Genomic DNA, 15,473 nt, shown 5'->3' on the forward strand with positions numbered 1-15,473 from the left:
ATGCACTATCACTATCTCAACGGTGAAAACTGGGACAGGATCTGGATTGTCGGCGATCTGCACGGCTGTCGTCGCGAACTTGATGCGCTGTTATTGCGTCATCAGTTCAATCCGCAACAGGATTTACTGCTGTGTACCGGTGATTTAATCGATCGGGGTGAAGAGAGCGCGGGTTGTCTGGCACTGCTTGGCGAACCCTGGTTTCGCTGTGTGCGCGGTAACCATGAGGAGATGGCGCTGTCGGCGTTACAGGGTCACGACGTGGCGCTCTGGCAGATGAACGGCGGTGACTGGTTCTGGCAACTGCGCGGTGCGGCACTGATCAGTGCGCGTCACGCTCTGCTGCGCTGTCGTGAACTGCCGCTGATTCTGCATCTGCAGCTTGAGCAGCGCATTATCGTGGTGGCCCATGCCGATTATCCTTCAGCCCGCTACGGCTGGGAAAAACCGCTTAACTGGCAGGATGTGGTGTGGAGTCGCCGCCGGCTGCAGGCGATAGAATCGGGTCAGCGGGGCGCGATTGAAGGCGCCGACGCTTTTTACTTCGGACACACGCCCCTCCAGCAGCCGCTGGAGGTGGATAATCTGCATTACATCGATACCGGCGCGGTGTTTGGCAATCACCTGACGCTGATTCAGCTGCAGTGACCTAGCGGAACAGACGCCCGTCACGCACCAGTTCGCGCGGATAACTGTTTTTAATCCGGCTCCCGACTTTTTTCGCCAGCCCCAGCGGTTGCCGCTGCCAGGTGACAATCATCTCATCACGCGTTACCGCCGTTTCCGGATAGATATCGCGGCCGCGATACCACTCCTCAGCTTCTGCGGCGCTGAGTTCAAACGTTTGTTCCGGTGCGGGTTGGGCCAGCGCGATCACCGCTTCATGTTGCCAGCGATAGCCTTTAGCAAAGGTTTCGGCCAGTTTCAGGCCAATCCGCGAGAAGCGCACTCTACCCAGCAGCGGTGTCACGGCGGCGGGGAACAGCCAGATCTCTTTATCGCGTTGCCACAGTTCCAGTGAGTCATCCCATTTGATCGAGACAGCGGCAGCGGCCTGCCGGATTTCGCTTTCCAGCTTGCGGCTGAGGTGGGAGAACGGCAGCTTACCGACTTTGTAAGTCGGCGCAGGCAGCGGCTCAACCGGGGCAGTTTTGCGCAACCGCGCCACGAAAAAGCCCTCGCTGTCGAACAGCTGCGGAAAGACGTGCAGATAGCCCTCAGGCGTTGCAGCCTGCGCGGCACCCTCAAACAGCTGATCGAGCGGCATCACCTCGACAGCATCGGGATAGCGCTGTAGCAGCCAGGCGATGACCTGCTGATTCTCGAGCTGATTGAGCGTACAGGTCGAATAGACCAGCGTCCCGCCGGGCTTCAGCGCGTGAAAGGCGCTGTCGATCAGGTCGCGCTGGGTCGCGGCTATCTGTGCGGTACTCTCCAGCGTCCAGTTTTTCAGCGCATCAGCATCCTTTCGCACCACGCCTTCGCCAGAGCAGGGCGCGTCGAGCAGTATCGCGTCAAACTGTTCCGGCAGCGCCGGGCCGAAAACCCGGGCATCAAAGTGGGTCAGGGCGCTGTTGCTGACGCCGCAACGGCTGATATTGGCGTGCAGCACTTTAACCCGGCTGGCGGAAAACTCATTCGCCAGAATGACGCCCTGGTTATTCATCCGCGCGGCAATCTGGGTGGTTTTCGATCCGGGCGCGGCGGCCATGTCCATCACTGCCGTGGCCTCAGGCTGTGCATCAAACAGCGCGGTAACCGGCAGCATCGAACTGGCTTCCTGAATATAGAACAGGCCGCTGAGGTGTTCAGCTACGCTGCCGAGCGGCAGGCTCTCATCTTCACGGCTGATCCAGAATCCTTCGCTGCACCACGGCACCGGCGTCAGTTGCCAGCCATAGGGCGCGGTCTGAGTAAGGAAGTCGGCCACGCTGATTTTCAGGGTATTGACGCGCAGGCTGCGGCGCAGCGGTTGCTGGCTGATGGCGATAAATTGTTCGAAGCTGGCATCATCAGGCAGGTTCTGACGCATTAACGCGAGAAAATCAGCGGGGAAAAGCGAAGAGGAGTCTGACACGGGCACATTCCAGTTAAGGCAAAGGCGGCAGTGTAGCATGGAGAAAGGAAACGGGCAGCCAGGCTGCCCGTTTCAGGCTAGCTTAGCGTGGAGAGGGGATCGCCGTTCCCCAGTTCCGCCACTCTTTCGGCGCTTCATCCTGCAGCAGGAAGTGTTTATCCGGATTCGCCTGTGGTGCCAGCGGCACGGTTGGCGGTGTGGCAAACTGGATGCCGCCCTGAATAAACTGCTGGAAGGTGCCGGTTTTCACCACGCCGCCAATCAGACCAAAGTCGAGGTTATAGCCTGACGCCAGCCAGAAGACCGAGTTGTTACGCACCAGATGCTGATATTTCTTACTGATACGCAGCGCAATCTGCACCCGGTCAGCCATGTTACCCAGCGAGGTGCCGGTCACGGTACCCACTTCCACCCCACGGAACAGCACCGGCGTTCCCAGCGACAGCGATCCGGCTTCGGTAGCATCGACGTAGATGTTCAGACCGTTCAGATAGCGCGAATCGGTAATGGTGCTCTCCTGCAGTTCAAAAGTGCGCGCCGCGCGTCCTTTGCCGGGATCGACGTTGACGTAAGGCTGCAGCAGCGTTTCCAGATGATTCACGCCGGTCGCGGAGATCTCCGGTGACACCACCGAGAAACGGCTGCCGAGGCGGGCGAAATCATCCACATATTCCGGATAGAGCACCGCTTTCGCCACCACCTGATTTTTATCGCTGCTCAGCGACAGCGACTCCACCTGGCCGACATTAATGCCGAGATAGCGAATCGGCATACCGGCCGACAGCTTGCTGGCATCGAAGGTATGCAGCGTGATCTGGCTACCCACTGCGCGCGCCGCAGTTTCCGACGGATAGAGGATGCGTTTGTCGCCTTTGGCTGACAGCGCACCGCTCATATTATCGAAGCTGATCGCGCCTTTCAGCGCGCGGTTAAGCGGCGAAGCCTGTACCGTCAGGCCGCTGCCGTTCAGCTGTACCCGCGCGCCGCCTTCCGCCCAGAAGACGCTTTCGCTGGTCAGCAGCTTGCGGTACTCCGGCTGAATATGCACCGCAATATCAAACGCATCGGCGCGTGGCGTCACCTTCACAATCTCACCGACCTGATACTTGCGGTAGAGCACGATGGAACCGGCCTGCACGTCGGGCAGGCTGGTGGCGGTCAGCGTAAGGGTGGTTGACGGTGCGTCACCAATAATCCCTTCTTTGGCTTTTTCCGCATCGGCAAACAGCGGATAGCGGGTTTTCGGCTGGCCTTTCTGACCGGGCTCAAGGCGAATACCGCCATCAACCCACTCACGGGCGCTGGCTCCCAGCACCTGCATCCCATCCAGTCCGAATTTCACATCCAGCCGGCTGTTAACGATAAATTTGCTGTCGCCATGCACCAGTTCGCGATTTTCCGGATTGACCGCCACCACGAAGTTGACGCCATTTTCATCCAGCGAGCGCGACATTACCTGGCCAATCTGCATCCCGTGCAGCATCAGCGGCTGGCCCTGATCGATGCCATAACTTTCCGGCGCGCTGAGTTTTACCGTCAGCACGTCGGGCCTCTGCAGCAGCGACTCATTCGACGCCAGCACGGTATAGTGCTGCTGCGGCGGGCCTTCGCCCGGCACCAGTTCAAAGGTGTTACCGGTCAGCAGCGCGCTGAGGCTGGTATCAGTCAGGCTGATTTTCGGGCTACGCATCTCAATGCGGGTGCCGCTGCGCATCAGGCCCACTACGGAAGGATCGATGGTCAGCTCGCCAGTGACTTTACCGCCGTCCTGCAAATTGAGTTTGGTCAGAGTGCCGACTTCCAGGCCCTGATACATCAGCGGCGTACTGCCCGCTTTGAGATTTTTGCCGTCAGGCAGGTCGAGGGTGATCAGCACCCCGCGCTGGCTGTGGGCCAGATCGGGATAGAGCTGGTAATTCTGATCCGCTTTAGCCGGTTGCGCATCGTCAGGTGAGTCAAAGGCCACCGCACCGTTAACCAGCGCCGCCAGACTCTCCAGCTGCACTTTGGCGCCGCTCAGGCTGACATCAGCATTGACGCCCGACACGTTCCAGAAGCGACTGGTTGTTTTCACCAGATTGGTAAAGCGACGATCGATTAACACATCAATCGCCACGCCATCGGTTTTGTTGTTGATGCTGTAGTCATAGACTCGACCCACCGGAATTTTCCGGTAATAGACCAGCGAGCCGGTGCTCAGCGATCCTAAATCGGGGGCATGCAGGTGGATCAGCAGTTCGCCGGTATTCACCCGATATTTGGGTTGGGTATCCAGGGCGGTAAAGGCTTCGCTCGGCTTGCCTTTGCCCGGCATCATGCCGATATAGTTACCGCCGACCAGCGCATCCAGCCCCGATACGCCCGCCAGAGATGCCTTCGGCGTGACCAGCCAGAACTGGGTATCTTCACGCAGCGCATCACGCATGTCGCTCTTGATGCTGGCTTTGATCTGAATGCTGCGATAGTCATCGCTCAGATTAATGCCCTGCACGGTTCCCACTTCCACACCCTGATAGCGAATCGGTGTGCGGCCCGGCACGATACCATCCGCCGTCTGGAAATTGATGGTGATGGTGGTGCCGCGCTCCTGATAATTGGTCCACAGCAGCCAGCAGGCGATCAGCATCGCAATGATCGGCAGCAGCCAGAAGGGCGAAATTTTGCGCTTGTTGCGCAGCGTGGCGTTAGTCGGTGTAGTCGGCGTTTCCTGTTGCATGTGCATCCCAGAGCAGGCGGCTGTCCAGCCACTCAACAGACATAATGGTCAGGATCACGGCGGCACCAAAAAACAGCGCTGCCGGTCCCATGGTAAAAGCCAGCAGCTGGTCACGGTTGACCAGCGACATGGTTAACGAAATCACGAACAGATCGAGCATTGACCAGCGGCCAACCCAGTTGACGAATCGCAGTAACCGGATTCGGGTTTTCAGCCCCTGTTCGCAGCGGAAGTGGATGCTTAGCAGCAGCGTCAGCATCACCAGCACTTTGGTGAACGGCACCAGAATACTGGCGATAAATACGATCGCCGCGATGGGAATATTGCCGGAGCCCAGCGAAACGATACCGGAGAAAATGGTGTCTTCGCGCCGTGAACCATTGAGGTAAACCACTGAAATCGGCATCAGGTTGGCCGGGATCAGCAGCACGATAGAGGCAATCAGCGCCGCCCAGGATTTTTGCAGGCTGTGACGGCGGCGGAAGTCGAGCGGCGTGTGGCAGCGCGGACAGCGCCCCCGCGCATCCGGCACGCCGGTGTGGTGGCAGTTGAGGCAGACCTGCAGGTCATCGCGTGCGACATTGCCGGGGCTTTGCGGATAGAAATGATCCCACAGCTGCTCAATGTTGAGATGGATCAGCGTCAGCACACTCAGCACCGTCAGGGCAATATAGGCGGCGAGGCCGTAGCCGAGCTCCAGCGAAGCGTAGTCCTGCACTTTGATTGAGGCAACGGCGATACCGATCAGGTAGATATCCAGCATCACCCACTCTTTGAGCTTCTCCAGCATCAACAGCACCGGACGTAAGTTCATTCCCAGCCGATGACCGATACCGAGGTAACAGATGCCCGCCACCAGCGTGACCGGTGCGCCGATAGTGCAAAACGCCACCATTGAGGCGGTCAGCACATCACCCTGCTGGGTCATCTGGATCACGCCTTCCAGCACGCTGGCGTTAATCCGCATGCCAAGCAGCCGGATATCCACCAGTGGCAGAGAAAAAGCGAATGGCATCAATACCATCATCGTGGCGGCCATCGCCATTAATCGGGTCATTGACCAGTCGCGGCCGCTGAGAATTTCTGCATTGCAGCGCGGGCAATGGGCCGACTGATGCGATTTCACATCCGGTAAGGAAAAAAGGGTATCGCATTGCGGACAACGCTGATAACGTGCGTGAGGCAATGACTGGCTGATAGCGTGAATTTTCATAGGGTGATGCAATCTTCGCTCATCGTAAGTAACACATATCGGTCGTTAAGACAGCGCCTGTGTGCCTGTCTCGGGCATCACGCTTCGATCCACAGAATGCTAAGGGTATAGTAACTAACGCTATGATTCACCTTGTGGCTCTGGATATTTAGTGCTTATTTTTAACGAGCGGGAAATAACCCTGCTCAGATGTCATTGGTAACGGTCAAATAATGAACAAAACTGCCTTTTACGCCGATTTGAATCGCGATATGCGCGCCTTGCTGGCGGGAGAAACGGCGTTCCTCGCCGCAATGGGTAACTTTAGCGCGCTGTTGTATGAACGTCTCGAAGGCGTGAACTGGGCAGGTTTCTACCTGCTGACGGAAGCGGATACGCTGGTGCTGGGGCCGTTCCAGGGCAAAATTGCCTGTGTGCGTATTCCGGTCGGTAAAGGCGTATGCGGTACCGCGCTGGCCGAAGAGAAAGTGCAACGCGTGGATGATGTGCATGCTTTTCCGGGACACATCGCCTGCGACGCAGCCAGTAATGCTGAGATTGTGATTCCTCTGAAAGTGAATGGCACTGTGGTTGGGGTGCTGGACATCGACAGTGTGGAATACAATCGCTTTGACAGCGACGACGAATCGGGGCTGGTCACACTTACTGATGGGCTTTGTGAAGTGCTTGCGAACAGCGACTTAGAAAAATATCTGCAGCTGACGCGCAGCTAATCGACTGGATCACATGGCATTTAGCGATGTTGTCATTATAATGTCGCCTGTTCATGCCTGCGCTGGTCGGCAAACCCGTTGTAATCAGGAAATTTCATGGAAAATCAACCTAAGTTGAATAGCAGTAAAGAAGTCATCAGCTTTCTGGCGGAGCGCTTTCCGCACTGCTTTAGCGCTGAAGGTGAAGCGCGTCCGCTCAAGATCGGTATCTTTCAGGATCTGGTCGAGCGTGTTCAGGGCGAAATGAATCTGAGCAAAACGCAGTTGCGTTCTGCCTTACGCCTTTATACCTCCAGCTGGCGCTATCTGTACGGCATCAAAGCCGGTGCGACCCGTGTCGATCTCGACGGTAACGCCTGTGGCGTGCTGGATGAGCAACACGTAGAGCATGCACGTAAGCAACTGGAAGACGCCAAAGCGCGTGTTCAGGCGCAGCGTGATCAGCAGCGTGCCGCACGTCGTGAAGCAGGCGAAAGCGAAGAGGGCGCCGCACCGCGTCGTCCACGCAAGCCGGCTGCGCGTAAACCTGCCGAAGGCGACGCCGCGCGTAAACCGCGTCCGCAGACCGCAGCAGAACGCCCGACCGCCTCACAGCACCGCAAACCGGCCCCACGCCCGGAGCAGCAAGCCCGACCCATCACTGATACCTCAACTTTGCAGCCCGGCCAGAGTATTAAAGTTAAAGCAGGCAAAAGTGCGATGGACGCGACCGTTCTTGAAGTATCGAAAGACGGCGTTCGGGTCCAGCTCGCTTCCGGCATGGCAATGATTGTGCGCGCAGAACATTTGCAGTTCTGAAACGGAGGCTGACCCCGGCATGAACACCCTTTTTAAAATTGGACTTATTGCGGGCCTGCTGTTGTCAGGCCCTTCCTTTGGCGCGGAGAATATTACCCGCGCCGACCAGATCCCCCAGTTACATGAGGATGCGCAGGACCCGACGGTCAGTGAGCGCGTCACGTCACGCTTTACCCGTTCCCACTACCGCCAGTTCGATCTGAATCAGGACTTTTCAGCGAAAATTTTTGATCGCTACCTGAACATGCTCGATTACAGCCATAACGTGCTGCTGGCCTCGGATGTGGCCCAGTTTGCCAGCAGAAAAACCACCGTCGGCGATGAGCTGCGCAGCGGTAAGCTGGACCTGTTTTACGATCTCTACAATCTGGCCCAGAAACGCCGCTTTGAGCGCTATCAGTATGCGCTGACGGTGCTGGCTCGCCCGATGAATTTTAGCGGCAACGACACCATCGATATTGACCGTGCCAAAGCACCCTGGCCGAAAGATCAGTCTGAGCTGAACGCGCTGTGGGATGCCAAGGTCAAATATGACCAGCTGAGCCTGAAGCTGGCCGGTAAAGACGAGAAAGAGATTCGCGATGTGCTGACCAAGCGCTATAACTTCGCGATCCGTCGTCTGGCGCAGAGCAACAGTGAAGATGTGTTCCAGCTGGCGATGAATGCCTTCGCCCACGAAATCGATCCTCACACCAGCTACCTCTCACCGCGCAACACCGAACAGTTCAATACCGAAATGAGCCTGTCGCTGGAAGGGATCGGCGCGGTGCTGCAGATGGATGACGACTACACCGTGATCAATTCCATGGTGGCGGGCGGTCCGGCTGCGAAAAGTAAAGCCATTACCGTGGGTGACCGCATCGTTGGTGTGGGTCAGCCTGGCAAGCCTATCGAAGATGTGATTGGCTGGCGTCTGGATGACGTGGTAGCAAAAATTAAAGGCCCGAAAGGCAGCAAAGTCCGTCTGGAAGTGCTGCCTGCCGGTAAAGGCACCAAAACCCGCACCGTCACGCTGACGCGTGAGAAGATCCGTCTTGAAGATCGGGCGGTGAAAATGAGCGTGCGGAATGTTGGTAAGCAGAAAGTCGGCGTACTCGATATTCCCGGCTTCTATGTCGGCCTGACTGATGACGTTAAAGTGCAGCTGCAGAAACTGCAAAAGCAGAACGTGGATAGCGTGGTGATCGATCTGCGTACCAACGGTGGTGGCGCGCTGACCGAAGCCGTCTCACTCTCCGGCCTGTTTATTCCGAGTGGCCCGGTGGTGCAGGTACGTGATAACAACGGTCGGGTGCGCGAAGACAGCGACAACGATGGCGTGGTCTACTATAAAGGCCCGCTGGTGGTGCTGGTCGATCGCTTCAGTGCCTCAGCCTCAGAGATTTTCGCGGCGGCAATGCAGGATTATGGCCGCGCGGTGATTGTCGGTGAGCCGACCTTTGGTAAAGGCACCGTTCAGCAGTATCGCTCGCTGAACCGCATCTACGATCAGATGCTGCGCCCGGAATGGCCAGCGCTGGGCTCGGTCTCTTACACCATTCAGAAGTTCTATCGCATCAACGGCGGCAGTACGCAGCGTAAAGGCGTTACGCCCGATCTGCTGATGCCAACCGGCGTAGAAGCGGCTGAAACCGGTGAGAAGTTCGAGGACAATGCGCTGCCGTGGGACAGCATCAATGCGGCGACCTACGTCAAAACCGGCGATGTGAAACCGCTGGTACCGCAGCTGACCCGTCAGCATGCCGATCGCATCGCTCAGGATCGTGAGTTCCAGTACATCATGAAGGACATTGCCCGTTACAATGCCCTGAAAGATAAACGCAACATCGTGTCGCTCAATCTCGCTCAGCGTGAGAAAGAGGATCACGAAGATGATGCGTCGCGACTGGAGCGGATCAATGCCCGTTATCAGGCCGAAGGCAAAAAACCGCTGAAAAACCTCGATGAACTGCCGAAGGATTATAAAGAGCCGGACCCGTATCTTGATGAGACGGTGAAGATTGCCAACGACCTGGCGCAGCTCGATAAATCTCAGCCCGACGCGCCTGCGGCTAAATAAGCCGCCGTCGCGATGAAAAAGCACCGTTCAGCGGTGCTTTTTTTTTGGAAAAATGGCGTGCCGGTCATCTTTGATAAGCGTCAGTAAACCGATGCAGCAGCGATGCAGAGCGGCGAAGATGACAAAGTGTAAAGTTATGTCTTTTTAGACACTTAAACGTTAAGGTCGCTTGAAAAGCGGCACAATGGACATAGGATATGTATCCGCGCACATGCGCGTGAACCACTGAGGAAGATTAACAAATATGATGCGTATTGCTCTTTTCCTGATGACCAACCTGGCTGTGATGTTGGTTTTCGGGCTGATTCTCAGCCTGACAGGGATCCAGTCAAGCAGTGTTCAGGGCCTGATGATCATGGCGGGTCTGTTTGGCTTTGGCGGTGCGTTTGTTTCACTGCTGATGTCGAAGTGGATGGCACTGCGTTCGGTTGGCGGTGAAGTAATTGAACAGCCGCGTAACGAAACGGAACGCTGGCTGATGACGACCATTGGACGCCAGGCGCAGCAGGCCGGTATTGCGATGCCGCAGGTTGCGATCTACCACGCGCCGGACATCAACGCCTTTGCAACCGGTGCACGGCGTGACGCCTCGCTGGTAGCCGTTTCCACTGGCTTACTGCAAAACATGAGCCGTGACGAAGCGGAAGCGGTGCTGGCACACGAAATCTCCCACATCGCCAACGGCGACATGATCACCATGACGCTGATTCAGGGTATCGTGAACACCTTTGTGATCTTTGTTTCACGTATTCTGGCGCAGATCGCGGCGGGCTTTATGTCCGGTAACCGTGATGGTGAGGAGAGCAGCAACGGTAATCCGCTGGTCTATTTTGCGGTATCGATGGTGCTGGAACTGGTGTTTGGTATTCTTGCCAGCATCATCACCATGTGGTTCTCACGTCACCGTGAATTTCATGCCGACGCCGGTTCTGCGAAGCTGGTGGGTCGTGAGAAAATGATTGCTGCGTTGCAGCGCCTGAAAACCAGCTATGAACCGCAGGAACCCAGCAGCATGATGGCGTTCTGTATTAACGGTAAAGGCAAATCGTTCAGCGAGCTGTTTATGTCGCATCCGCCGTTAGATAAGCGTATTGAAGCCCTGCGCAGCGGTCAGTATCTGAAGTAAGCGTGATGACAGTATGAAGGCGACCCTCTCGGGTCGCCTTTTTTTATGCCGCGGCGCGGGTCTGGGTCATGCGTGACAGGCTGACCACCGCCGCCACGCTTGAAAAGCCACCGGCCAGCAGCAGAGAAGCATGGGTGCCGCTCTGGTCAAACAGGTTAAACATCAGCGCCACCAGTGCCGCACCGATGCTCTGACCCAGCAGGCGGGCGGTGCCGAGCATTCCGCTGGCACCACCGCTGCGGTGACGCGGTGCAGAGGTGATAATGGTGTGATTATTGGGGGACTGAAACAGGCCAAAACCTGCGCCGCATAGCATCATCCGCCAGATAATATTCGCATCGGTAGGCTGGACCGGCAGCATCGCCAGCAGAAACAGTCCGGCTGCAAACATCGCCAGACCGATGCCGCCAAGCAGGCCGGCATGGACGCGCTCAATCAGTCGTCCGGCTATCGGGGCAAACACCATGGTCGCCAGCGGCCAGGGCGTCAGCAGCAAACCGGTTGTCACCTCATCGCGGCCCAGCACGTTCTGCAGGAAGAACGGCAATGACACCATGGCCAGCATCTGCGCGCAGAATGAACAGACCGAGGTGCCCATCGACAGGCTGAAAATCGGGATACGCAGCAGATCCACCGGCAGCAGCGGGACCGCCATGTTCAGCTGACGTCGAATAAAGAACAGCCCCACCAGCAGCAACGCCACCAATTCCGCCAGCACCAGCCAGCCATTCTGACCCTGAGCAAAGCCGCTTAAAGCGGATATCAGCAGGCCGAAAAACAGCGCATTCATAATCGCGCTGGGAATATCGAACTTCTGCGAGGTCGCTTTCTGCGGGTTATCCGGCAAGGTACGCAGCGCCAGCCACAGCGCAATTATGCCCAGCGGCACGTTAATCAGAAACAGCCATTTCCAGCTGGCAACGGAGAGAATCGCCGCGGCCACCGTCGGGCCGGCTGCGGTCGATACCGCCACAATCAGCGAGTTGATTGCCATTCCGCGGCCAAGGTAGCGCTGCGGATAAATAATGCGTATCAGCGCAGTATTCACGCTCATCAGGGCCGCGCCGCCAAAGCCCTGCAGCACACGGGCAAAGGTCAGCATATTCAGCGAGGTAGAGAGGGCGCAGAACAGCGAGGTTGCAATAAACAGCGCCAGCCCGGCCTGATAAACACGGCGATAGCCCAGCATATCGCCCAGAAACGACAGCGACAGCAGCGAAACGATAATCGCAATCTGGTAGGCATTGACGATCCATACCGATTCCGCCGGACTGGCATTCAGTTCACGGGAAATGGTCGGTAACGCCACGTTGGCAATCGCACCATCCAGCACGGCCATGGTGATGCCCAGCGCGATGGTCAGAATCGCCCAGTAGCGCTGGGCAACAGGGAGTCCGTCTTGCGGAGTAGAGGTCGGCATAAGGTAATTACTAAAGAGGGTGAATATCACCATGCTAATGAAATTGCCATGAAAAAGCAGCGAGTCTTGTGACAAAAAACTGTCTTAAAATATGTCTTAGCGCCGGCAGCGGCCTCTGCGGCGCTCATGCTTCATCCGCTGATCCCGGCTGCCACTCACCCAGACCGGCGGAATGCCTGGTTTTCCGCGGCTGGGCCAGCGCCGGAAACGCACCGCACGACGCGGTGTTGCTGGCGTCTTACCGGTCACGATTCTGATGGATAAAGGCGGCCTGAGGCGCGAAATCATTTCCGCCGTCGCCAGCCTCGCTCTATACTGACAGTCCGTTCCATTTTTTTTGAAACAGGTTTAACAAGGTGCGCGATGTCCTCTGCTGAAAATGACAAACAGCCCGATTCAGTCTCCTCGGTACTTAAAGTGTTCGGTATTTTGCAGGCACTGGGTGAAGAGCGCGATCACGGTATTACGGAACTCGCGCAGCGCGTGATGATGTCGAAAAGTACCGTTTACCGTTTTCTGCAAACCATGAAGTCGCTGGGTTACGTTACTCAGGAAGGGGAGAGTGAAAAATATTCGCTGACCCTGAAGCTGTTTGAGCTGGGTGCAAAAGCGTTGCAGAACGTCGATCTGATCCGCAGCGCCGACGTGCAGATGCGGGAGCTGTCGCGCCTGACCAAAGAGACGATTCACCTCGGGGCGCTGGAAGAAGACAGCATAGTCTACATCCACAAAATTGATTCACTCTACAACCTGCGCATGTATTCACGCATCGGCCGGCGTAATCCGCTGCATACCACCGCCATTGGTAAAGTGCTGCTCGCCTGGCGCGATCGTCAGGAAGTGAGAGAGATCCTGCGCGACGTTGAGTTCAAACGCAGCACCGCCAATACGCTGTTAAGCGCAGAGGCGCTGCTTGAGACGCTGGATCAGGTTAAAATCCAGGGTTACGGCGAAGATAATGAAGAGCAGGAAGAGGGATTACGCTGCATCGCGGTACCGGTGTTTGATCGCTTTGGCGTGGTGATCGCCGGATTGAGTATTTCCTTCCCGACCATCCGTTTTTCAGAAGACGCCAGACAGGACTATGTGGCCATGCTGCACCGCGCAGCACGCACTCTGTCAGCAGAAATGGGATTTCATCACTACGACTTCTGACAACAGCGGGCCACTGCGCCCGCCGTTTCAAAAATCAGTTATCAATCACTTCTCCGCTCTTCTTCAGTAACGGACAATCGGTAACGCCGATTACGCCACTGTCAGTATGCAGATATTGCGCGCTGATAAGGCCACGAGCGGTAAGATAACTGCACTGCAATCCCAGACCCGCTGCGTTTTTGGTGCTGCCGGTCAATACGCCGTAACCGGTAAAAAGCATCGCCAGCCAGATGACCGCCAGTAAACCTATTGTCCGAATCAACAGTTTCATTTTGTCTCCTTGTGACAGATAACGCAGCGATCCACATATTGCTGCTGGTCGTGATTGTACCAGCATGCCTCGCTTTTCTGGCCGGATCGATCAGAGATAACTGAAACGGTAAATTCTGTATTCGCGCAAAGCCATTATCTTTTACCAGGCCTGAGGGTAGAATGGGCGGTTGTCGTGTTTTCAGACTTTCCACTAAGGTGTATGAGGCAGTTATGAATGAGTTAGCCGCAAATTCGGGACCACTGGTCAGTTATGGTCTGCTGGTGATAATTTTGATTGTGGCCTTTATCGTCTGGTTTTTTGTCAACCGGGCCAGCGTGCGCGCCGGTGAGCAGATTCATTTACTCGAATTGCTGCTGGAAGAGCAGAAGAAGCAGAACCTGTTGTTACGCCGTCTGGTTGAGGCGCAGCCGGGTTCAGAGAGCAAAAAAACTGAGGAAGATCAGGATAAACGCGATTTCATCCGCCTGATCCCGGAACGTTAATTCCCGCAGGGAGGCTGGATGGCCTGGAAAAATCCGTGGTATGACAGCAGTAAAGCGCATCACACGCCTGAGGGCTTTCGCAATCCGGAACCCGATGCGCGTCAGCCCGGCGACCTGCAACGCTGGCGTCGTGAGCGTAAAGCGCAGGGATTGCCACTGCCGCCGCAGCAGGGCTATGCCGGCTTTAGCGCGCGGTGGTGGCAACCGGCCGATCTGAGCGGCAGCGATGACCGCATCTGGTGGCTGGGACATGCTGCGTTATTACTTCGGATTAACCAGCGCTATATCCTGATCGATCCCGCGTTATCGCCGCGGGCTTCACCGCTGCGTTTTGCCGGGCCGCCGCGCCGGACGCCTGCACCGTTGCACATCCGCGATTTACCGCAGCTCGATCTGGTGCTGGTCTCACATAATCATTACGATCATCTCGACACCCCGACGATTAAACAGATTATCCGGCGGTTTCCGCAGGTCAGATTTGTGGTGCCGCTCGGCCTGGCTGGCTGGTTCAGCCGTCAGGGTGCCAGAAAGGTGGAGCAGCTGGACTGGTGGCAGTCGCTGCAGATTGACGATCTCTGCATTGATGCGGTACCGGCGCGCCACTGGAGTATGCGAACGCCGCGCGATCGCAATCGTTCACTCTGGTGCGGCTGGGTCATTCGTTCGGCAGGGCTGCGTTTCTGGTTTTCGGGCGATAGCGGCTACAGTGACAATTTGCTGGAGATTGCGACCCGTCTCGGACCCTTCAACCTTGCGGCTTTACCCATCGGGGCCTGGGCACCAAAATGGTTCATGGCGAGCCAGCATATGGACCCGGATCAGGCTGTTGCGCTTTGGCAGGCGGCAGGCAGGCCGTTAACGGTTCCGATCCACTGGGGCGTGTTTGAACTGGCTGATGAATCTTTAGATGCCCCACCGGCCGAACTGAACCGTGCGCTGCAGCGGGCAGGGGAGAAGGAGACCTGTTTTTCTGCCTGGCGAATAGGTGAAAGCCGGGCACTGGATAATACCGACCAGGAATAATCCTAAAGCAGAGGAAATGATTTTAATCAGCCTCTGTTTTATCTGACATCAATTTTTCACTTCAAAAGCAAAATTTCTAATAAGTAAAATCTGAACTGATGCTTTTATTTGGCGCAGCACAAAATGATGAATCCTGTTTTTGGTGCAACGTGCTTTTTATATTTGTACTAAATAAGGTGCGCTGTACAGGATTGGCGCTGCGTTAATCACTTTTGTGGTCTACCGCTTCGCTTATTCTTTTAGCGTTTGCCATATTTGTGAAATAATAATTTCTTATGGTATCCATCAGTTTAGCCGAAGCCGGGCGCAGAAGCGTAGGCTACTGCGACTGCAAAGGCATTTGGCGGAATAGCGGAAGCCTTTATTTCATCGGGCCGAAAAGCGCGTCTTCTGTACCAGACGGAACATTCATTGTGA

At 56.3% G+C, this 15,473-nt stretch carries 13 protein-coding genes; 8 read left to right on the forward strand and 5 right to left on the reverse strand.

From position 1 onward, the window contains the following. The gene (locus tag LZU96_RS09150) at positions 1-648 is read left to right on the forward strand and encodes a metallophosphoesterase (RefSeq protein WP_233987962.1); all 648 of its coding nucleotides are present in this window, start codon (positions 1-3) and stop codon (positions 646-648) included. A 1-nt stretch (position 649) separates the two neighbouring features. On the opposite strand, the gene rsmF is transcribed toward LZU96_RS09150, so the two are convergent. From rsmF to yebS, 3 genes are read right to left on the reverse strand one after another with little or no spacing between them, the layout of a single operon-like run. Continuing rightward, a complete protein-coding gene (gene rsmF, locus LZU96_RS09155) occupies positions 650-2,116 on the reverse strand; it encodes a 16S rRNA (cytosine(1407)-C(5))-methyltransferase RsmF (RefSeq protein WP_409520463.1) in 1,467 nt (488 codons plus the stop codon). Positions 2,117-2,159: 43 nt separating this feature from the next. Beyond that, positions 2,160-4,793, reverse strand: coding sequence for a PqiB family protein (locus LZU96_RS09160; protein WP_233987964.1), 2,634 nt, complete (start codon positions 4,791-4,793; stop codon positions 2,160-2,162). Next, positions 4,762-6,006, reverse strand: coding sequence for a membrane integrity lipid transport subunit YebS (gene yebS, locus LZU96_RS09165; RefSeq protein ID WP_233987965.1), 1,245 nt, complete (start codon positions 6,004-6,006; stop codon positions 4,762-4,764). The genes LZU96_RS09160 and yebS overlap by 32 nt, the downstream gene beginning before the upstream one ends. Before the next feature lie 212 nt (positions 6,007-6,218). On the opposite strand from yebS, the gene LZU96_RS09170 reads away from it, so the two are divergent. The 4 genes from LZU96_RS09170 (at position 6,219) to htpX (ending at position 10,702) form a co-directional block, all read left to right on the forward strand. After that, positions 6,219-6,719, forward strand: a complete 501-nt coding sequence (locus LZU96_RS09170; protein WP_233987966.1) for a GAF domain-containing protein — start codon at positions 6,219-6,221, stop codon at positions 6,717-6,719. A gap of 96 nt (positions 6,720-6,815) precedes the next feature. Continuing rightward, positions 6,816-7,517, forward strand: coding sequence for an RNA chaperone ProQ (proQ, locus tag LZU96_RS09175; protein WP_046288277.1), 702 nt, complete (start codon positions 6,816-6,818; stop codon positions 7,515-7,517). A 19-nt stretch (positions 7,518-7,536) separates the two neighbouring features. After that, positions 7,537-9,576 (forward strand): carboxy terminal-processing peptidase, encoded by a 2,040-nt coding sequence (gene prc / locus LZU96_RS09180; RefSeq protein WP_233987967.1) that lies wholly within the window; start codon positions 7,537-7,539, stop codon positions 9,574-9,576. Between the two features lie 244 nt (positions 9,577-9,820). Further along, positions 9,821-10,702 (forward strand): protease HtpX, encoded by an 882-nt coding sequence (htpX, locus tag LZU96_RS09185; protein WP_233987968.1) that lies wholly within the window; start codon positions 9,821-9,823, stop codon positions 10,700-10,702. Between the two features lie 43 nt (positions 10,703-10,745). Here htpX and LZU96_RS09190 read toward each other — a convergent pair whose 3' ends face one another. After that, the gene (locus tag LZU96_RS09190) at positions 10,746-12,122 is read right to left on the reverse strand and encodes an MFS transporter (protein WP_233987969.1); all 1,377 of its coding nucleotides are present in this window, start codon (positions 12,120-12,122) and stop codon (positions 10,746-10,748) included. 363 nt (positions 12,123-12,485) lie between these two features. Between LZU96_RS09190 and kdgR the strand changes: the two genes are divergently transcribed. After that, entirely contained in the window at positions 12,486-13,277 is a 792-nt protein-coding gene (gene kdgR, locus LZU96_RS09195) for a DNA-binding transcriptional regulator KdgR (protein WP_233987970.1), read from the forward strand. Between the two features lie 34 nt (positions 13,278-13,311). Here the strand turns inward: kdgR and LZU96_RS09200 are convergent, their stop codons facing one another. Further along, positions 13,312-13,548, reverse strand: a complete 237-nt coding sequence (locus tag LZU96_RS09200) for a YobH family protein (protein WP_233987971.1) — start codon at positions 13,546-13,548, stop codon at positions 13,312-13,314. A 212-nt stretch (positions 13,549-13,760) separates the two neighbouring features. Between LZU96_RS09200 and LZU96_RS09205 the strand changes: the two genes are divergently transcribed. After that, positions 13,761-14,033, forward strand: coding sequence for a YebO family protein (locus LZU96_RS09205; RefSeq protein WP_233987972.1), 273 nt, complete (start codon positions 13,761-13,763; stop codon positions 14,031-14,033). 18 nt (positions 14,034-14,051) lie between these two features. After that, positions 14,052-15,056: an MBL fold metallo-hydrolase gene (locus LZU96_RS09210; RefSeq protein WP_233987973.1), complete on the forward strand. Its 1,005-nt coding sequence runs from the start codon at positions 14,052-14,054 to the stop codon at positions 15,054-15,056. The last annotated feature ends 417 nt before the right edge of the window (positions 15,057-15,473 follow it).

It is taken from the genome of Pantoea agglomerans (assembly GCF_021397715.1).
Classification (GTDB): Bacteria; Pseudomonadota; Gammaproteobacteria; order Enterobacterales; family Enterobacteriaceae; genus Pantoea; species Pantoea astica.